Raw genomic sequence first — 17,774 nt, 5'->3', positions numbered from 1 at the left:
CGTGATTGTAACTGGGTTAGGGCCTGGAGACACGTTCTTCCTCGGTCGGGTCTGTTCACTCTACGTCATCTGAGGAGATAACGACTCCAGACTAACCGGGTACGAACTTCTTGGATGGTCCACTAGTACCCTCCCAAGCGTCGACTGATGAGCGAAATCGAACCACACCGAATGATTTCGCTCATCAGTTCAGGCTTGGGACGCACTAGTTCTGACAGCGACACTCGTGTGCGAGTTGTGCGAAGTTCTTGACGTAGTCGTGGACGGCCACTGCGAGATCGAACATCGCATCGGCCTGTTGAGCGGCAGCGACTGTCTCGCGGTAGTACGCCGCTGCGCGGTTGTCGCGGTAGAGTTGCTTCATCCGCCGCGCAGTTTCATCGGTGACGAGATGGAGATCGGCACCGCGGTCGTACGCCCGGTCGTGTCCCTCGCGGAAGTCGTCGATCGTATCGTTCGACGCGGTGAGCGCGTAGAACTCGAGAGTGCGCTCGATGGCAGCGAAAGACATTTCGATGACGCTCGTATGGTAGCCGTCGTGCTTGCGGAGCAGACGGCACGCGTCGAGGAGGCGGCACGCCTTCCGAAGTTGGATCACGTTGGGATCGTGAGCATTCGGATCGAGTCCGTCCTCGTAGTCGGGACGACCCAGTTGGCCGGTGAAGGCGTCCTCGGCGTGTGCGACTGCATCGACGAGGTCATCGGGTTCGTCAGGCATCACCCATCACCTCACGCTTGAGGTTGCTGAGGGTGTCGCTGTCCACGAGCGTTATCGCGTCGGCGAAGATCTCTCGAAGCCGGTCACCGTGGCCGCGTGCCGACTCCGGCGTCTCGACGAGGATCTGGAACTCGTAGCGGTCGCCGTCGAACCGCTTTTCTCCGAGTTCTTTCGCGACCTCGTTGGCGCGATGCTGCTCGACGCGGTCGCCGGCCAGTATCCAGAGGTCGATGTCGCTCTGGCGGTCGGCACGGCCTCGGGCGACGCTCCCGAACACGAGGACGCCCTCCACGTCTCCGAGCTCGTCGCGGATCCGGTCGAGTGCAGCACGGACTGGTGGATGGTACTCCGGCTGGGGAATGCGAAGGACTGGATCGTCGGGCTTCGTCACGCGAGTTCGGTTGACGGCGACGAGTCGACGATTCCCCTCGCTCTCGACCACGACGACGTCATTGGCTTCGAGGACGTCAACGGCCCGCTTGACTGACTGGGCCGCGTTGTCGGTAAGTCGCCCTAGCTCGCGGATCGTGAACTGCTCGTACGGATTGTCGAGTAACAGCCGGAGCAGGTCGTCAGTTGCCGTGTGGCGGAACAAATCGGGATCCGGAGTCGGTATCGGAAGCCCGATCGTGGCTTGCTTCGTCTCGTCGGTCACCGCTCTTTGTCTCGTCATACGTTACATGTTCCACTTGGTGAGACAATAGCTTTCCGGTGGGACAGACGAGCCAGCGAACGCGTTTGAGGAATTCCACGACCGGAGGGGACGACGCGCTACCAGCACCATCCGATGTACCTTTCCGGGTCGGCGACGTCTCCTCTCGTATGAACGTGGATTCGCCGACCCTCGTGAACGCGTCACGAATCTCGGTGAGGTATTCATGACACGAAAGGACGACTACTACAACCGGGCGAAACAGGAGGGGTATCGAAGTCGGGCGGCGTACAAGCTCAAACAGCTCGACGACCTCGAGAACGTGCTCTCGAGAGGCGATACGGTCGTCGACCTCGGAGCCGCACCGGGTGGCTGGCTCGAGGTGGCGGCCGAAGAGGTCGGCTCCGAGGGAACGGTAATCGGCGTCGACCTCCAGCGTATCAAGGAGTTCGACGACCACGACACCGTCGAGACGATCCGCGGCGACATGACCGCGGATCGGACGCGGGACCGCGTGGTCGAGACGGCCGGCGGAACCGTGGCGGACGCGGAGAGCGCGTCGGAAGGCGGTCCCGTCGACGTCGTCCTCTCGGACATGGCACCCAACATGTCCGGCGAGTACTCGCTCGATCAGGCCCGATCGCTGCATCTGGCCCGACAGGCGTTCGAGACGGCACTCGAGTTGCTCGCCGCCGACGGCGACTTCGTGGTGAAGGTCTTCGACGGGCCGGACGTCGAAGAGTTTCGCGCGGACCTCGACGAGGAGTTCCAGTACGTCCGGGCGACGAGCCCCGAGGCCTCGCGAAAGGAGTCCTCGGAGACGTACTTCGTCGGGAAAGGACGGCTGACCGCTCCCGTTCGACCCGGCGACGAACTCGAGGTCGAAATCGTCGACGTCGGCAGCGAGGGCGACGGTATCGCCTCCGTCGAGGGCTACCGTCTGTTCGTCCCAGCGACGGAGGAAGGCGACGTCGTCGACGTCCGCGTCGAGGACGTGAAGCCGAACTTCGGATTCGCACGGCGACTCGATCGCGACTGACCGGTTGCCCGCCGCTCCGGCGGGAACGGCGGGTACCCGTCGACGGTTATCCAAGCGCGGGTGGGGTCGACGTCGCCGTGTACACGCGAGGAAACGGCTCCGTGCGAAACGGAGTAGTCTGGACGACCGATCGGAACGCGACGGATCGGAAGCCGGCGCGTTCCGGTCACTCGTCGGACTCGAGGCGGTCGTGGCGGGCGTCGATCTCGTCGAGGATGTCGAGGTTCTTGCGGATCGAAGCGCGGATCGCGTCGCTTCTGTTGACGAACTTGCCGTCGTCACCGACGTGTTCGTCCAGATCGTCGAGCAGTTCCTGGGGAATTTCGACGCTAATTTTGGGCATGTGATCGCTAGCGAATAGGCGGACAATATACGTTGGGTATCGGCGTACGTTGGGTATCGACGTCCCTCTCGACGGGACTCGAGGCGGCGTTGCGAGACGGTACGGCGATCTCGTCCGGGAGTTTCGGACCGGCGAAGCCAGTCGACTACCGACCGAAGAGGCCGGTCTCGATCGACGGCCCACCGCCGCCGCTGCCGCCGAAGAGCCGACCGCCGCCGGTGAGCACGTAGAGGACGGCCAGTCCGAGCACGTACGTCAGAGCGATCGGGATGGCAAACAGCAACATCGTGAGGATCCCCTTCGGGCTGGCGAACGCCGCGACCACGAAGATGCCGACGACGACCGGCCGCCAGCCGGCGAGCATGGTTCGGTAGCTGACGATGCCGCCGACGTGAAAGAGCGCCATCGTGACGATGATGTTGAACAGGAAGCCGATGCCGACGGTCGTGAAGATGACGAGCCAGAAGAAGCTGCTGATCCGGTAGGAGACGACCACTCCGTTGGTGATCGCGTCGGAGACGAGATACGAGATCACGGCGGGCGCGACCCAGAAGAACCCGAGGTAGGTCCCGAACGCGAACCCGCCGAGCAGCGAGCCGCCCCAGACGACGAAGATCCGTCGATCGCCGTAGGCCAGCCCGCGCTCTTTCATCGCCGGCCACGCGTAGTACAGCACCAGCGGCAGGACGGTGATGATCGCGGCGAGCACGCTCACCTTCACCTCGAAGATCAGCACCTCGACGGGGTGCAACGCGATGACGATGTCCATCTGCATGATCAGTTCCTGGAAGGACAGCCCCTCCGGATCGACGCCGTTTCGGACCGCCACCTCCTCGAGCACGTAGTCCGGAACCCGGTCCAGGAACGTCTCGAGGATGCGTCCGAGCCCGCCGCTGTAGAGCCAGGCGAACGTCCCGCCCATGACGAGCATGAACAGCCCGACGATGCGGAACATCTTCGACGTGAGGCTGTTGAAGACGAACGCGATGTCGTAGGCGTAGCCGCCGATGTCGTCTTCCGTCGTCTCCTCTTCGGTGAACGGATCGAGCATCCCTGCGGCGGTGCTCGCGAAGACGTTGTCCTCCTCCTCGGGTTCGGCCGCGTCGGCGCTTTCGCCGGCAGCGTCACTCCCGTCGCCCTCGGGCGCGTCGTCGGCTTGGGCCGCCTCGGCCTGAAGCGTATCGAAGCGGTTCAGAATGGCCTGGGCTTTCTCCCGATCGTCGTCGTACATCGCCTGTCGGGAGTACTCGAGGGCGTCGTCTTCTTCCATCGCGAGGAAGACGGTCGACGGAACCTCCTCGACGTCGTCGGCCGCGAGCATCTCGAAATCGACGTCGTCGGGCGTCTCGGCGCGTCTGATGTCGCCCTCGCGGGGGTAGACGGGCGACTGTAACACCTTGACGGTGTAGACGAACAGGATCAACACGCCGACGCCCGCGGCCACGGCCAGCCCGGCCGCGACGTCGCCGAGCAGGCCGTACTCGAGCGCGATCGACTCGAGCGTGCCGCCGTCTTCGGGGCGTACGGCGGCCGGGAATTGGGGATAGACCGACTCCTCGAGGTACGCGAACGCGCCCCGGTTGACCGCGACCGAGACCGCGACCGCAACCGCCGAGAGCACGGCGACGAACCGGAGGATGAGCCCCTTGAAGTGTTCGGTTCCCGTCCCGTCGGTCTCGGCCGCGCCGCGTCTTCGAATGTTCGTGACGAGCTTCGCCAGTCCGAGGCTGAAGACGTAGAGGGCGACCATCGGCATCGCCCACATGATGAGCGTGAACGGGTCCGGCGGAGAGAACATCGCGCCGAAGACGGTGATGGCGACGATGGCGTGGCGCCACCTGTCCCGGAACGTCTCGTAGGGGACGATCTCGGTGTACGAGAGGACACCCATAAACAGCGGTAGCTGGGCGGCGAGACCGAACGACAGCGTCAACAGCGCGATGAACTCGGTGAACTCTGTGATGCCGAAGCTCGGTTTGACGCCGGCGTTGACGGCGTTGGACGCGAGGAAGTCGAACGCGTAGGGGAAGAAAATGCCGTACGCGTAGACGATTCCGCCCCAGAACAGCACGAACGAGGCGGTCGCGAAGCCGACGAGGTACGTTCGCGAGATCGGCACGACGCTTTCGTATCCCCGCTGTCGGAGCGCTTCGCGCGAGAGGTACAACAGTGCCGGGATCGCGACGAGGACGCCCACGATCAGCCCGATTTTCGCCTGGAGGAGAATCACCTCGAACGGGGTCCGCGTGATGATGTCCGTCGAGTCGGCGACGTACTGTCCCATCTCCGCTTTGGCCGTCTCCTCGAGGAAATCCCAGATCCAGACGCGCAGGGCGTAAAACGAGCCGACGAAGCCGAGAGTGAAGACGATGAACACCTTCTGGAGGTGCGTCTGAGCGCTCGAGAATATCGCGCCGAGGGTTTCCCGTCCGGTGGCGACGGCCCGTACGGTATCCTCGCCGACGGCAGAACTCATTTGCTGTCTGTGGGTAACTGACATCCAGTTATCAACCTTTCGAGTGGGTACCGGTCGATCTGCCGGCTCGCGGTCGTCGGCCCTTGTCACTCTCCCGCGGTGCTCGTAAGAAAAAGGCCTATAACCGGCCGCCTATCTATATCTCGATAGATGGCGGAGGAGCCGGTCGACGAAGGGGACGACGAAACCCCCGAGGAGCCGCGTGAGACGTCCGAGGAGCCGTCGCGCTCGGACGAGCGCGAGCCGCCGCTCGAGACCGACGGCGAGGGCGTCGTCGGTCACGATCCGGAGCCGTCCGAGTCGTCTTTCCCCGAGCCCGACGACGACGTCGGTGGCATCTCGACGCCGCCCGACGACGAGGAGATGCCGCTGGCCGATCACATCGAGGAGATGATCCTCCGGCTCGCGGTCGTCGTGCTCTTCGGGGCGGCCGGGACGGCGGTCGGGCTGCTGTGGGCCTCGCAGGCGATCGAGTACATCTGGCTCAACGTCTTTCCCTACGAGATCGACCAGGTTCCGCCACCGCACGTCTACCACCCGCTCGAGCTGTGGCTGACGCGAATCAAGCTCTCGGCGCTGCTCGGAATTCTGATCGCGCTGCCGGCGTTCGTCTACGAGTGTTACCGGTTCATGCGCCCGGGACTGTACCCTCACGAGCGCAAGTACTACCTCGCGGCCGTCCCGACGAGCGTCGTGCTCGCGGCGGTCGGCATGCTGTTTTCGTACGTGCTCGTGTTGCCGATCCTCTTCGAGTACTTCACGTTCTACGCGGAGGGAAGCGCGGACATCGCGTACGCGCTCGGCGACACCTTCGACCTGATCATCACGCTGACCGGATTCCTCGCGATCGTCTTCCAGATCCCGCTGTTCATCATGCTCGCGATCATGATGGGCGTGACGACCCGCCGATGGCTGGTCGAGAAGCGACTCTACTTCTGGGCGGCGTTCGCGGGGCTGTCGTTCATGTTCACGGTGGACCCGACGATGATGGCGCCGATCCTCGTCGCGATCACGATGATCCTGCTGTTCGAAGGGACGCTGCTGGTGCTAAAGTGGGTCGGACGCGAGTGAGACGGTCTGCTGTCAGACGGACGATTGAACTCGTTGCCGGTTCGACCGCGACCCGTCTGCGGTCACACCGGTACTCGGTGACGGCATCCCGTCCGAGAAACGCGTCGCAGGCTCGTTCGCGTCGAAACGAGTTTCGCCGTGCACTTCACGGCCTCCCCTCGAGACCGAACGCCGACTGATCACTCGAGCGCGTCGCCCGTCGGAGTCGCTTCGCTCACCGGTGGGCTCGCGTTCGCCGGGAGGCGTACTCGAGGGCGTCCTCGAGGGAGCCCGGTCCGTCGTAGCTGGCGGAAAACAGTTCCATGAACTGCCGCGCGATTCGATCGCACCGGGCGAACGTGAGGACCGTTCGGATCCGGATCGTCTCGGAAAAATCGAGTTCCGGGTAGCTGGTGGCGGTTAGCGCGTACCCAGGGTGGTCGTCCTCCTCGAGCGCCGCCGGGGCGACTTTCAGTCGCAAATCTCCGGAGTCGTGGCGGTACGTCCGGTACTCCAGCTCGCGGTCGGTGTCTGCCGGGACGTAGCTCCGGCTCGTTTCGGTCGTCCACCCGGGCGGAACGTCTGCGTCCATCGGTCACAGATACCGATCCGAAGCCGACGTTCGTGTCGTATAGTGCAATATTTCCGCACAGTATCGACAAAATCCGCGTATCGAGGATTCGCCACCGGAAATCCGATTATATTGTGGGCGGTCGTCCACCGAACTTCGGGAGTTTCGGACGGTTCGGTGGATCGGAGCCGGTCGTTTCGACGGAGCGTTCGAGTCGATCGCTTGCTTTGTCTCGAACGGAGACCGATCGCGCGGTCGATCCGACCGGGCAGTTCGACCGGGAGGCTGCAGTGACCCGCACCGGAGTTAAGTCGCCGTCCGTGGTAGCTCACACCTCGAGATGTCCGTATCCGATCGATTGCGACGGCTGTCACCGACCGAGGAACGCGACGATCCGGCTGCGGTCGTCGACGACCGATCGCGCGCCGAGCACGCCCTGTACGCCGCCGTCCGGGGGCTGCAGGCGGGATTCGTCGCGACGCTGATCATGACGGCGTTCAGGCTGCCGATCCTGCGATCGCTGCCGCCGTCGGCGAACTTCTGGGCGCAGTACGTCAGCGGTGGCGACCCCGAAAACCATCCGATCGCCGGACTGGTGTTGCACTTCGTCTACGGGATGCAAGCCGGCGCGGTGTTCGGCGGATTGTTCGCCCTGCAGGACGCGGAACGTTCGATCGAGGCCGAACAGCGAGGGCTCGTCTGGGGAACCGTCTACGGAATGGCCCTCTCGGCGTTCGGCTCGCAGTTCATGCTGAAAGAACTGCTCGACATCCGCCTCGAGAGCGACGAACTCGCGCTGTTTCACGCCGGCCACCTCGTCTACGGGCTCGCGCTCGGCGCGTGGGTCGGATCGCGTACGGAGGGCGTCGCGGACCCCGAAACGGAGTACGAGTACGACGACGGCAACTAACGCGTCACCGGACGACGACGGCAACTGCTCCGCTTCGAGACGACGACACTCCGGAGGCTCGACGCGCCGCGGGTGGATCACTCTCGCGAGATCATCCAGTACCGTAGACCGAGGTAGATCATGACGATGCCGAAGGTGACCGCGTACAGCGTCGCGCCGGTCGAGGCCGCGGTCACGAGTGCCGCGCCGTTGAGCGCGATGCCGAAGAGGTACATCGTTCCGAGACGACGGCGGTTCATTCGCGGCCACCCGCGTCGCCGCGTCGCTCCGTCGCTCTGTCCGCCGACGCCGCGTCGCTCCGTCTCGTTCCAGCCGTCCCGTCTCCATCGTTCATACGAACGCTTGGGAGGTCCCGAGCAAAACTCTCTCGACTCCTCTTTCGTTCGTGCTTGCGCTCGCTCCGAACGCGGCTCACTCGGCCGCGAACGCGAGGTCGTCGCTCCGTGCGACCTCGCCGAACAGCCACTCGGCGTGCTCGAGGGCGTACTCCCGGTGATCGTCTTCGATGGAACCGATGCAGTCTTCGACCATGATCGGCCGGAAGTCCCGCAGGGCGGCGCTGCCGCCCGTGTGGAGGACGCAGACGTTCGCGAGCGTCCCGCAGATGACCAGGTCGTCGATTCCGCGGGCGTTCAGCCACCCCTCGAGTTCCGTCCGGTGGAACGCGTCGTAGGTGTGCTTTTCGACGACGAGGTCCGCGTCCGTGGCGGGGAGTTCGTCGACGATCTCGGCGTCCCAGGATCCCTCGAGGACGTGCTCGCCCCACTGGTCGAACTCGTCGTAGTAGTAGGCGTCGTCGAACTGCTCGGGCGGGTGGACGTCCCGCGTGTAGACGACGCGTGCGCCGGCCTCGTGGGCCCGACCGACCAGTTCCCGAATCGGCTCGACGACCGCCTCGCTGCCGGGGGCGTACAGCGAGCCGTCGGGGTGACAGAAGCCGTTTTGCATGTCCACGACGACGACCGCGGTGCGCGCTGGCTCGAGGTTCATACGTGACGGTTCGAACGGGATCGTAAAAACGTTCGCGGCGAGGTCGGTGTGAGTCGATCCCGGCGGGCTCCTGGCCCAACGTGTCGGTCGCACTCGAGACGGGGGCGAGGCATCGCCGCGAAAGCGGAGAGAGGCGAACCGGTCAGCGACGAACTGACCGCCGTGCTTTTTGCGATCGGCTCCATACGGACGGCTATCTGACCGGATGAAATCGACGCGAACGCGGGTGCTGGTCGCCGTCGTGCTCCTGGCGGCGGCGACGGTCCTGGTCGTCGCGGGCGCGGGGCTGTTCGGCCCGATCTCCGACGGCTCGAGCCCGCCCGGAACCGACGGGACCGACGACCGGACCGACGAGCCGTCGACGACCGACACCGTCGGCTACGTCGAGGGCTACTGGCACGACGACGAACTGCCGGTCGACGACCGCGACGACGCCGCCCTCTCCGAGGACGAACTCGAGGCGGTCGTCTACCGGTCGATGGCCCGCGTCGAGGAGATCAGGGGACTCACGTTCGAAGAAGACGTCGACGTTGAGGTCGTCTCCCGAGAGGAGTACCGAGCGGAGAGCGACGACCTCTTCGTCGACGTGACCGACGACGAGCGGCTCCAACAGAACGTCAACTACGAGGCGCTGTTCGTCGTCGACCGGGCGACCGACGCCGAAGACGAGTTCGAATCGCTCTACGGCGGTGCAGTCGACGGCTACTACGATCCGGGCGAGGAGGAGGTCGTCCTCGTTTCGGACAGTCCCGACGCCCCCGAGACCGACGAGATCGTCCTCGGTCACGAGCTGCTTCACGCGCTGCAGGACCAGCAGTTCGACCTCTCGCAGTACGACCGCGAGACGATCGACCAGTCGGCGGCGAAAAACGGCCTCATCGAAGGCGACGCGGTGTGGGTCGAAACCGAGTACGAGCGGCTCTGTCGGGCCGAGTGGAGCTGCGTTCGGTCCGAGCGGAGCGCCGCCGGATCGTCGGATCTCAACTGGGGGCTGTACCTGATCGTCTATCAACCGTACGCTGACGGTCCCGACTACGTCGAGTACCTCAGAGAGCAGGACGACGGCTGGGACGCCGTGAACGCGGCCTACGACGATCCGCCGGCCAGCAGCGCCGACGTGATCAGACCGAGCGAGGACCGCGAACCGGTCGACGTCGACGTCCCCGACCGCTCGAGCGACGACTGGGAGCAACTCGAGGTCGACGGCGAGACCGCGACCGAGACCGTCGGCGAGGTCGGCATGGTCGCCATGTTCGCGGCCGACGCGTTCGACTCCGATCGCTCCGCGGTGATCGAGCGCGAGGCGTTCGTCACCGACGGCGTGGGGTACGAGTACGATCAACCCCAGACCGACGGATGGGCCGGCGATCGCCTCGTCACCTACGTCAGCGCCGACGTCGATCCGACGAACGAGTCGGCCGGCGCGATCGACCGCACCGGCTACGTCTGGCACAGCGAGTGGGAGACCGACGAGGACGCGGCGACGTTCCGCGACGCCTATCTCGAGTTGCTCGCGGCCCACGACGCGGAGGCGGTCGACGACCGGCCGAACGCGTTCGAGATCGACGACGGCTACCCCGGCGCGTACTACGTCGACCGCGACGATCGGTCCGTGACGATCGTGCGCGCGCCGTCGGTCGACGACCTCGAAGGCGTCGACGCGGTCGCCGCCTCCGACGAACACGCGAGCGTGGGCCTCGAGAGCGACGACGGAACGGGCGGTGTCGAAGGCGGTTCCACGAGCGAGGCGAGCGCCGCGGACGCGATCGGCGGCGGCGGATCGAGCGCCGATTCGGTCGTCGTCGCCGGAGCCGTCGTCGCGGGGACCGGCGTCGCGATCGTCGTCCGCCGACGCGCCGTCTCCGACGTCGACTCGAACCGGAAGACGGTCGACGACGCGACCCGCGAGCGATGAACCTTTGAGCCGAACGGCGAAAGGAGTCGCAATGGGTCGTGCTCGACTGTTTGCGGTCGTCGTCCTCGTCGTCCTCTCGGGGTGTACGCTCCCCGGGACGCCGGGTCAGCTCGACACCGACCGTGAGCTCGGATACGTGGGAACGTACGCCCACGACGACGTCTTCGCCTTCGACGGGAGCGACGGGCTCACCGAGGACGAACTCGAGGCGGTCACGTACCGATCGATGGCCCGAATCGAGGTGATTCGCGGGACGAAGTTCGAGCGCGACGTCGAAGTGGACGTCGTCTCGAGAGCGCAGTACCGCGAGCGACGAAGCGACAGTCCCAACGCGTCGGCGTTCGAGAACGAACTCTGGCGGGGAACCTTCCTGGTCGACGGTGAAACCGATCCGAACAGGGCGTTCGACGAACTCTACGGCGACGCGGTCGCCGGCTACTACACGAGCGACCGCGTCGTGCTGGTCACCGACGACAGCGATCGCGTCCGCGTCGATCGGCGGACGCTGGTCCACGAACTGACCCACGCCCTCCAGGACCAGCGGTTCGGGCTCGGGAGCGAGGGCGAGACGATCGACGAACGCCGGGCCGAAAACGGGCTGATCGAGGGCGAAGCGAACTACGTTCCGTACCTGTACGACCAGCGCTGTGGCGAGCAGTGGCAGTGCGTGGCCGACCTGGAGCGAGAGCCCGACGACGCGGACGAACTCGAGGAGCGGCCGTTCAACGTCGGGCTGTTCCTCTCGATCTTCGCGCCGTACTCGGAGGGGCCGGCGTTCGTCGCACACCTCCACGAGACCGGCGGCTGGGAAGCCGTCGACCGCGCCCACGACGAGCGACCGACGAGCACGAGCCAGTTGATCCACCCCGAGCGGTACCCCGACGACCGACCGCTCGACGTCGACGTCCCCGATCGCTCGAGCGACGACTGGACGCCGTCCGTCAGCGGTGGGGAACCGACGGCGAACGCGAACGGCGAGGACGATCCCCGGACCGAGACCGTCGGCGAGGCGACCCTCTACGCGACGATCTGGGCCAACGACGTCGTCGATCGGCCGCTCACGGAGGGCGGTACCGAGCTATCGCCGTACAACTACACGTCTCCGGCGACGACGGGCTGGGCCGGCGACAGCTTCCGGGTCTATGAGGACGTCGACGATCCCGACCGGACGGGACACGTCTGGAAACTGGCCTGGGAGACCCCCGACGACGCCGACGCGTTCGCCGACGCCTACCGCACGCTCCTCGAGAACCGCGGCGCGGATCGACTCGAGGAGACCGACGATGGTGCGGTCTACGCGGTACCGGACGACGAACCGTTCGCCGGAGCCTATCGCGTGACGACGAGCGACGCGCTCGTCGAGATCGTCGGCGCGCCGACGGTCGACGACCTCGCGGAGCTTCACGCCGCAGCCGACGATCGCGCGCTCGGTTCCGACGACGCTGTCGACGCCCCGACCGTTGGGTCGAGCGACGCCCCGACCGCAGGATCGGCCGTCGGCTGATCGTCCGATCTCGATCGAACGCACCCCGAATCGACCGCGAACGCTGCCGAGGACGGGTAGCTTTTTTGCTCAGCACGGGAAACCGACGCTATGTCACATCCGTTCGGAACCGTTCCCCCCGACGCGATTCTCGCGGGAACCGCGACGGACGCCTACTTCGAGCGCACCCGGGAGACGCTCGAGTACGCCGGGAAGAACCCGCACGTGGTCGCCGAGGTGACCGCCGACCAGTTTCCAACCGGTTCGTTCGAGGTGTTCTCCGGCGTTCACGACGTCGCGACGCTGCTCGAGGGCCGGAACGTCGACGCCGACGCCCTCCCCGACGGCCAGTTGTTCGACGGCGGACCGGTGATGCGAATCGAGGGGCCGTACCTCGAGTTCGCCGCGCTCGAAACGTCGCTGCTCGGTTTTCTCTCCCAGCCCAGCGGGTTCGCGACCGCGGCGCTCGAGGCGCGACTGGCGGCACCCGACTCGCAGGTGCTCTCGTTCGGGGCGCGCCACGTCCACCCGTCGATCGCGGCGACGGTCGAACGCGCCGCGCTGGTGGCCGGACTGGACGGCTTCTCTCACGTCGCCGCGGGCGAACTGCTCGGCCGGGTGGCGGGCGGGACGATGCCCCACGCGCTCATGTTCTGTTTCGGCGAGGGGAATCAGGACGAGGCCTGGCGGGCGTTCGACGAGGCCGTGTCCGAAGACGTTCCTCGGATCGCGCTGACCGATACGTTCTGGGACGAAGTCAGCGAGAGCCTGCTCGCGGCCGAGACCCTCGGCGACCGACTGGACGGGGTGCGACTGGACACGACCGGTTCCCGTCGGGGCGACTTCCGCCACATCGTCCGCGAAGTTCGCTGGGAACTCGACGCGAGAGGGTTCGAGGACGTCGACGTTTTCTGTAGCGGCGGACTCGATCCGGCGGCGATTCGATCGCTTCGGGACGTCGCCGACGGTTTCGGCGTCGGCAGCCACATCACCGACGCGGACGCGGTCGACTTCAGCCTCGACATCGTCGCCGTCGAGGGCGAACCGGTCTCGAAACGCGGTAAACTCTCGGGCGTCAAGGAGGTGTACCGGACGGCAGACGGCGGCCACCACGTCTCTCTCGCGGACGGCGACCCGCCGACCGACGGCGAGGCGCTGCTCGAGCCGCTGGTCCGAAACGGCGAGATCGTCCGCGAGTTCGATCTCGAGGACGCGAGCGAGCGGTGTCTGACCGACGCCGAGGCGGTCGGGTTCGACCGGTAACTCCGGCAGCCGTTTCCGATCGTTTTGATTCCGGCAGCCGTTTCCGATCGTTTGACGCGGCTCACGCACTCGCGTGAGAAACGCATCGACGGTCGGCCGACGACGACCGTGGCTGCGTTCACCAACGAGCCGTCGGCGTCGTCGTGTGCGCTGGCGAACTGGCTCTCGGCCCGCTCGTTTCACTCGTCGGGTTGCCCGCGTGCGTGACGTCGGTGTTCGGCGGATCGCTCGCGCCGTGCGGGCGTGTCGTCGCGCGAGTGGTCGTCGTCCGTTCGCGCTCCGGATCGTCCTGCAGTTGCCGTCCGAGTCGATACCCGCCCTCGTCGCGGTCGAGCGGCGACGCGACGATCGGCCCAAAAGCGACGGCTACTGGAGCACTCGAGGTCGCAGCCGTTCGACTGAACCGCCGGGCTCAGACCTGCTCGATGCTGCCGTCGGCGTCTCGCTCGCGGAACACCTGTCCTTCGAAGAGCGTGACGACGACGTCGTCGCCCTGCCAGGCACCCGGCGCGAGCTTTGCCTTCCGGCAAGTTCGATCGAGGTACTCGCGCTCGCTCCAGCCGTTTTCGACGGGCACCGTCGGGTAGAGCCAGCCACCTTCGCCGCCGTCGATGGCGACGCCGTGGGTTCCGAGCTCGAGGTCCGCCAGCGGATCGTCGGTCAGAACGACGTTCCGGACGGCACAGACCGAGACGGTGATGTTCGACAGCTCCGACGGGCTCACCTCCGAGCCACAGGAGTCCTCGCTGGCGGCCTCGATGGCCGCGTCGACGATGACGTGCCCGAGTTGGTCGCCCGACCGGTAGCCGCCGGCACAGCCCCGCAGGCTGCCCCGGCCGCGCGTGGACTCGAGGCGGACGAACGCGCCCGTCCGCTCGTAGAATGCCTCGCGCATGCTACCCGGCTGTTCTCGTTGCCCGTGTTGTACGTAGGATTCGACGGCTTCGCGCGCGAGTTTGACGGCCCGCGCACCGTCCTCGTAGGAGAGGTCGACGCCCTGTCGCTGGGACATACACCAGTACATGGAAGTAATCGTCCTAAAACGCTTCCATTCGTTTCGAGGTTCATACCAGGGGGTGATCGGGGGACTTATTCCGTCCCGTCTCCTACTGCGGATGGGAGAGAGAGACCGGCTGCCGCGGTGGTCGCGTTGGCAACGACGCGACCACAGTTCCGTTGCGCGACTCTCCGAGTCGGGCAACGCTCGCGAGGAAAGTCCCCCCACCCGTTCGGGCGGGTGACCGGGCGCAAGTCCGGAGCGGGAGACCGCTGGCTCTGGAACAGAAACGACACGTCTCGGCCCGACCGATGACGCGCGCGAACCCGACCGCAAGGAAGGGAAGGTAACCCGCAGAGGGAAGCGCGGACCGGCGCACGACGTGCGGTCGACGATCGTGGTTCAAGACCACGGATCGCGAACGGGACTCTCGTGTCACGCACGGGAATCCGAATCGTCGCGATCGACCGCGCCGACGGCCGAGGATCGATGGAACGGCGAACCCTCACCGGTGCAAGTCCGTCCCGTGGTAGCCCGAACGTCCCGCGGCTTCGCCGCGGACGGGGCGGACGCTCAGCCGAATGCCGGTACGAACAGAAGGGGGCTTACTCCTCTCACCTACTCCACACTCCTCGAGCGACGGCGTCGTCCGCCACCGGATGGACGATCCGCTCGCCGACGGCGAAACGCAGGCCACCGGTGCGACTATCGAGTCCGGACGCTGTCGGCGTCGAGTTCCAACGGTGTTTCCGCCGCCCACCTCCCGCGATCCGATCCGGAGCGCGAAGCGAAACCCGTCACCAGTGGCTACCCGAGGCCGCCATCTACGACGAAGCCGCCGCGGACGAGCCGCTCTACGAAGACCCCGTGCTCATCCACGCGGACGGCCGGCTCGAGCTCGAGGGAAACCGGCCGCCGTCGCCCGCCGCGGTACACCACGTCGACGTCAACGATGACGTCGACCGATCGCCTCCCTGATCGGCGAAACCGTTTTCCTCGTAGTGCCGACTCGAGTTTCGGACGAGACGAGCGCCGCCAGTCCCTGATACGGTTTACTGTAAGCCGGTACCGGCGCAACCGCGACCCAGGCGGCGGTTGCGCCGGTGAATCGTTCCAGGAATCTGTACGAAAAGTGAAGCCCGACGGTACGGCCAGCGACGCGGATTCCTCGCTTCGCTCGAAGTGTCGTGTCTTTAAAACGTTCTGACGGAGTCTTACGCGAACGCAGTGAGCGTCCTGACTGAGATTTGAACACGTCCAGAGGATCCTGCTCGTCCGCTTCGCTCGACTGTGCGGGCAGGCACTGGTCTGCTCAAATCTCCCAGATAGTGTGTCGTTGAAAACGTCCTGACGGAGTCTTACGCGAACGCAGTGAGCGTAAGGCACGTCAGGACGCGAACGCCGTAGCGAGCGCTGAGCAACGCGAAGCGCTCGCACAAAGTGAGCGTCCTGACGGAGATTTGAACTCCGGTCCCTGGCTCCGCAAGCCAAGAGGATAGTCCACTACCCTATCAGGACTCATCTCTTCGTAACCCCGTAGCAGTTAAAGCCCTTTCGAAAGGAGGTAGACCGTTGCCCGCGATTTCGGCCGGTGACGCCTCGAGTCCCGCCGGTTCGTCGGAGCCCGTTTTTCGCCTCGCGTGCATCCAATCAGTTTATGGCCCTCGATTGATTACTGCGCGGTATGGCGAAACAGCAGAACGAGGTTCGCGATCTCCAGGAGGGAAGCTACGTGATGATCGACGACGCGCCCTGTAAGATCGACTCCTACTCGACGGCAAAGCCCGGCAAACACGGCAGCGCGAAGGCACGAGTGGAAGCCCGCGGCGTCTTCGACGGCAAAAAGCGGTCGTTCTCCCAGCCCGTCGACGCCAAGATCTGGGTGCCGATCATCGAGCGCAAACAGGGTCAGGTCGTCTCGGTCGACGGCGAGGACATGCAGGTTATGGACCTCGAGACGTACGAAACGATGACGATGCGCATCCCCGAAGACAAGGACGTCTCGCCGGACGACGAGATCGAGTTCCTCGAGATGGAAGACCAGCGAAAGATCGTCTGATGTTTCCCGGGGCGACCGACGAGCGCGAGACTGGCGACGCGGCCGGCGGAATCGACCGTGAGGACGCGAACTTCGTGGTCGTCGGTGCGCCCCTGGACGTATCGACGACCTTTCAGCCGGGGACCCGGTTCGGTCCCCGACGGATCAGGACGTACGCGGAGACGTTCGACGATTTCGACCGTCGAACCGACCAACACTTTTCCGAACTCGGCGTCGTCGACCACGGCGACGTCTACGCGTGGGACGACGCCGAAGCCTACCTCGAGTTCCTCGAAGGGACGCTGCGCGACGTCGTCTGGGACGACGCCGTTCCGATCACCCTCGGCGGCGAACACACCGTCTCGCTCGCGGGCGTTCGCGCCGTCGAACCGGAGGTGTTCGTCTGTCTGGACGCCCACCTCGACCTTCGCGATGAGTACGACGGCAACCGGCTATCTCACGCCTGCGTGACGCGGCGAATCCTCGAGGACGTCGACTCGGTCGAGGAAGCGATCGTCGTCGGCGCGCGCACGGGAAGCGAAGCCGAGTGGGATCGAGCCGACGGCGGCGACGTGACGGTCGTCCCGCCCGAAGAAGCCACGGCGTTCGACCTCGGGAGTCGGCTCGGCTCCCGTTCGTGTTACCTGAGCGTCGATATCGACGGCGCGGATCCCGCGTACGCACCGGGAACCGGAACGATGGAGCCGTTCGGTCTCGAGCCCCGCGAGATGCGCGACGTCGTTCGGACCGTCGGACCGCACGCGGACGGGTTCGACGTCGTCGAGGTCAACGACCGGGACGACGGCCAGGCCGCGTCGCTGGCGGGAAAGCTCGTGCGGGAGTTCGTCTTCGCGCGCGCAGATCGCGAATGACGGCGGAACCTCACGGTCCGTCGACCGGTTCGACGACCTGACACTCAAAACTCGATACCTACCCTACTAGTAAGGCTCAAACGTTGGAAGTGGGGACGTCGTACGCCGGGGTATGGCACCCACCCAGAATGGCACGCTCTCGAGCGAAACGGCGTACGAGCTCCTGTCGGATCCCCATCGACGGTACGTGTTGGACAGACTGGACGTCGACGAACGAATCACGGTCGACGAACTGGTCGGGGAACTGTCGACGTGGAAACGCGAGGAGCCGGTCGATCGGCGGGTTCGAAAGCGGGTTCGAATCGACCTCGTTCACAATCACCTGCCGCGGCTCGAGGACCACGGTCTGATCGAGTACGCGCCCTCCACAGAGGTGATCGTCGTGACGGCGGACCCCGAGCGGACGCTGTCGCCCGTCATCGAGGTCGCCGACGCGATCGACGCGGATTGACGTCGG

At 65.6% G+C, this 17,774-nt stretch carries 18 protein-coding genes, 1 tRNA gene and 1 other RNA gene; 11 read left to right on the top strand and 9 right to left on the bottom strand.

The window, feature by feature from the left end; all coding sequences use genetic code 11:
• Positions 1–205 precede the first annotated feature (205 nt).
• Both EA472_RS19135 and EA472_RS19130 read right to left on the bottom strand, forming a co-directional pair.
• Positions 206–718, bottom strand: a complete 513-nt coding sequence (locus EA472_RS19135) for a DNA-binding protein (RefSeq protein WP_124193108.1) — start codon at positions 716–718, stop codon at positions 206–208.
• A complete protein-coding gene (locus tag EA472_RS19130; protein WP_243637905.1) occupies positions 711–1,391 on the bottom strand; it encodes a nucleotidyltransferase domain-containing protein in 681 nt (226 codons plus the stop codon). The genes EA472_RS19135 and EA472_RS19130 overlap by 8 nt, the downstream gene beginning before the upstream one ends.
• 205 nt (positions 1,392–1,596) lie before the next feature.
• Here EA472_RS19130 and EA472_RS19125 point away from each other — a divergent pair, with 205 nt between their 5' ends.
• Positions 1,597–2,409 carry a 23S rRNA (uridine(2552)-2'-O)-methyltransferase gene (locus tag EA472_RS19125; protein ID WP_124193107.1) on the top strand — a complete coding sequence of 271 codons (813 nt, stop codon included), beginning with the start codon at positions 1,597–1,599 and terminating at the stop codon, positions 2,407–2,409.
• A 166-nt stretch (positions 2,410–2,575) separates the two neighbouring features.
• Here the strand turns inward: EA472_RS19125 and EA472_RS19120 are convergent, their stop codons facing one another.
• Together EA472_RS19120 and EA472_RS19115 are read right to left on the bottom strand one after the other, a co-directional pair.
• A complete protein-coding gene (locus EA472_RS19120; RefSeq protein ID WP_124193106.1) occupies positions 2,576–2,752 on the bottom strand; it encodes a ribbon-helix-helix domain-containing protein in 177 nt (58 codons plus the stop codon).
• A gap of 145 nt (positions 2,753–2,897) precedes the next feature.
• Positions 2,898–5,228, bottom strand: a complete 2,331-nt coding sequence (locus EA472_RS19115; RefSeq protein WP_124193105.1) for a twin-arginine translocase subunit TatC — start codon at positions 5,226–5,228, stop codon at positions 2,898–2,900.
• A 150-nt stretch (positions 5,229–5,378) separates the two neighbouring features.
• Here EA472_RS19115 and tatC point away from each other — a divergent pair, with 150 nt between their 5' ends.
• Positions 5,379–6,299, top strand: coding sequence for a twin-arginine translocase subunit TatC (tatC, locus tag EA472_RS19110; RefSeq protein ID WP_124193104.1), 921 nt, complete (start codon positions 5,379–5,381; stop codon positions 6,297–6,299).
• A gap of 214 nt (positions 6,300–6,513) precedes the next feature.
• Here the strand turns inward: tatC and EA472_RS19105 are convergent, their stop codons facing one another.
• Complete coding sequence (locus tag EA472_RS19105) at positions 6,514–6,870, bottom strand: hypothetical protein (protein ID WP_124193103.1); 357 nt, start codon at positions 6,868–6,870, stop codon at positions 6,514–6,516.
• 319 nt (positions 6,871–7,189) lie between these two features.
• On the opposite strand from EA472_RS19105, the gene EA472_RS19100 reads away from it, so the two are divergent.
• Positions 7,190–7,759: a DUF6789 family protein gene (locus EA472_RS19100; RefSeq protein WP_124193102.1), complete on the top strand. Its 570-nt coding sequence runs from the start codon at positions 7,190–7,192 to the stop codon at positions 7,757–7,759.
• A 77-nt stretch (positions 7,760–7,836) separates the two neighbouring features.
• On the opposite strand, the gene EA472_RS22650 is transcribed toward EA472_RS19100, so the two are convergent.
• Together EA472_RS22650 and EA472_RS19095 are read right to left on the bottom strand one after the other, a co-directional pair.
• Complete coding sequence (locus EA472_RS22650) at positions 7,837–7,998, bottom strand: hypothetical protein (RefSeq protein ID WP_165874943.1); 162 nt, start codon at positions 7,996–7,998, stop codon at positions 7,837–7,839.
• Positions 7,999–8,170: 172 nt separating this feature from the next.
• Complete coding sequence (locus EA472_RS19095; protein ID WP_124193101.1) at positions 8,171–8,749, bottom strand: cysteine hydrolase family protein; 579 nt, start codon at positions 8,747–8,749, stop codon at positions 8,171–8,173.
• A 205-nt stretch (positions 8,750–8,954) separates the two neighbouring features.
• On the opposite strand from EA472_RS19095, the gene EA472_RS19090 reads away from it, so the two are divergent.
• The 3 genes from EA472_RS19090 (at position 8,955) to EA472_RS19080 (ending at position 13,410) form a co-directional block, all read left to right on the top strand.
• On the top strand, positions 8,955–10,664 hold the full coding sequence (locus EA472_RS19090; RefSeq protein WP_124193100.1) for an Hvo_1808 family surface protein: 1,710 nt from the start codon (positions 8,955–8,957) through the stop codon (positions 10,662–10,664).
• Positions 10,665–10,695: 31 nt separating this feature from the next.
• Positions 10,696–12,168, top strand: coding sequence for an Hvo_1808 family surface protein (locus EA472_RS19085; RefSeq protein WP_207891188.1), 1,473 nt, complete (start codon positions 10,696–10,698; stop codon positions 12,166–12,168).
• 90 nt (positions 12,169–12,258) lie between these two features.
• Positions 12,259–13,410, top strand: coding sequence for a nicotinate phosphoribosyltransferase (locus EA472_RS19080; RefSeq protein ID WP_124193099.1), 1,152 nt, complete (start codon positions 12,259–12,261; stop codon positions 13,408–13,410).
• 412 nt (positions 13,411–13,822) lie between these two features.
• Here EA472_RS19080 and EA472_RS19075 read toward each other — a convergent pair whose 3' ends face one another.
• Positions 13,823–14,422, bottom strand: coding sequence for a TIGR00296 family protein (locus EA472_RS19075; RefSeq protein WP_124193098.1), 600 nt, complete (start codon positions 14,420–14,422; stop codon positions 13,823–13,825).
• Positions 14,423–14,527: 105 nt separating this feature from the next.
• Here EA472_RS19075 and rnpB point away from each other — a divergent pair.
• Together rnpB and EA472_RS19065 are read left to right on the top strand one after the other, a co-directional pair.
• An RNA gene (gene rnpB / locus EA472_RS19070) (RNase P RNA component) lies at positions 14,528–15,027 on the top strand.
• Positions 15,028–15,106: 79 nt separating this feature from the next.
• Positions 15,107–15,385: a hypothetical protein gene (locus EA472_RS19065; protein ID WP_243637904.1), complete on the top strand. Its 279-nt coding sequence runs from the start codon at positions 15,107–15,109 to the stop codon at positions 15,383–15,385.
• Positions 15,386–15,852: 467 nt separating this feature from the next.
• On the opposite strand, the gene EA472_RS19060 is transcribed toward EA472_RS19065, so the two are convergent.
• Positions 15,853–15,925: transfer RNA gene (locus EA472_RS19060), tRNA-Arg, on the bottom strand.
• A 166-nt stretch (positions 15,926–16,091) separates the two neighbouring features.
• Between EA472_RS19060 and EA472_RS19055 the strand changes: the two genes are divergently transcribed.
• The 3 genes from EA472_RS19055 to EA472_RS19045 all read left to right on the top strand — a co-directional run bounded on the left by EA472_RS19055 (position 16,092) and on the right by EA472_RS19045 (position 17,768).
• On the top strand, positions 16,092–16,466 hold the full coding sequence (locus EA472_RS19055; RefSeq protein ID WP_124193097.1) for a translation initiation factor IF-5A: 375 nt from the start codon (positions 16,092–16,094) through the stop codon (positions 16,464–16,466).
• Positions 16,466–17,317 (top strand): agmatinase, encoded by an 852-nt coding sequence (speB, locus tag EA472_RS19050; protein ID WP_124193096.1) that lies wholly within the window; start codon positions 16,466–16,468, stop codon positions 17,315–17,317. The genes EA472_RS19055 and speB overlap by 1 nt, the downstream gene beginning before the upstream one ends.
• Positions 17,318–17,429: 112 nt before the next feature.
• Positions 17,430–17,768 (top strand): DUF7344 domain-containing protein, encoded by a 339-nt coding sequence (locus EA472_RS19045; RefSeq protein WP_124193095.1) that lies wholly within the window; start codon positions 17,430–17,432, stop codon positions 17,766–17,768.
• Positions 17,769–17,774: the final 6 nt, after the last annotated feature.

Source organism: Natrarchaeobius oligotrophus, assembly GCF_003841465.1.
GTDB lineage: Archaea > Halobacteriota > Halobacteria > Halobacteriales > Natrialbaceae > Natrarchaeobius > Natrarchaeobius oligotrophus.
This window is presented reverse-complemented; position numbering and strand designations above follow the sequence as displayed.

Excerpts from the sequence above, each read along its gene's own strand:
- EA472_RS19135 (WP_124193108.1), bottom strand. The coding sequence starts at position 718 with ATGCCTGACGAACCCGATGACCTCGTCGATGCAGTCGCACACGCCGAG.
- EA472_RS19130 (WP_243637905.1), bottom strand. The coding sequence starts at position 1,391 with ATGACGAGACAAAGAGCGGTGACCGACGAGACGAAGCAAGCCACGATC.
- EA472_RS19125 (WP_124193107.1), top strand. The coding sequence starts at position 1,597 with ATGACACGAAAGGACGACTACTACAACCGGGCGAAACAGGAGGGGTAT.
- EA472_RS19120 (WP_124193106.1), bottom strand. The coding sequence starts at position 2,752 with ATGCCCAAAATTAGCGTCGAAATTCCCCAGGAACTGCTCGACGATCTG.
- EA472_RS19115 (WP_124193105.1), bottom strand. The coding sequence starts at position 5,228 with ATGAGTTCTGCCGTCGGCGAGGATACCGTACGGGCCGTCGCCACCGGA.
- tatC (WP_124193104.1), top strand. The coding sequence starts at position 5,379 with ATGGCGGAGGAGCCGGTCGACGAAGGGGACGACGAAACCCCCGAGGAG.
- EA472_RS19105 (WP_124193103.1), bottom strand. The coding sequence starts at position 6,870 with ATGGACGCAGACGTTCCGCCCGGGTGGACGACCGAAACGAGCCGGAGC.
- EA472_RS19100 (WP_124193102.1), top strand. The coding sequence starts at position 7,190 with ATGTCCGTATCCGATCGATTGCGACGGCTGTCACCGACCGAGGAACGC.
- EA472_RS22650 (WP_165874943.1), bottom strand. The coding sequence starts at position 7,998 with ATGAACCGCCGTCGTCTCGGAACGATGTACCTCTTCGGCATCGCGCTC.
- EA472_RS19095 (WP_124193101.1), bottom strand. The coding sequence starts at position 8,749 with ATGAACCTCGAGCCAGCGCGCACCGCGGTCGTCGTCGTGGACATGCAA.
- EA472_RS19090 (WP_124193100.1), top strand. The coding sequence starts at position 8,955 with ATGAAATCGACGCGAACGCGGGTGCTGGTCGCCGTCGTGCTCCTGGCG.
- EA472_RS19085 (WP_207891188.1), top strand. The coding sequence starts at position 10,696 with ATGGGTCGTGCTCGACTGTTTGCGGTCGTCGTCCTCGTCGTCCTCTCG.
- EA472_RS19080 (WP_124193099.1), top strand. The coding sequence starts at position 12,259 with ATGTCACATCCGTTCGGAACCGTTCCCCCCGACGCGATTCTCGCGGGA.
- EA472_RS19075 (WP_124193098.1), bottom strand. The coding sequence starts at position 14,422 with ATGTCCCAGCGACAGGGCGTCGACCTCTCCTACGAGGACGGTGCGCGG.
- EA472_RS19055 (WP_124193097.1), top strand. The coding sequence starts at position 16,092 with ATGGCGAAACAGCAGAACGAGGTTCGCGATCTCCAGGAGGGAAGCTAC.
- speB (WP_124193096.1), top strand. The coding sequence starts at position 16,466 with ATGTTTCCCGGGGCGACCGACGAGCGCGAGACTGGCGACGCGGCCGGC.
- EA472_RS19045 (WP_124193095.1), top strand. The coding sequence starts at position 17,430 with ATGGCACCCACCCAGAATGGCACGCTCTCGAGCGAAACGGCGTACGAG.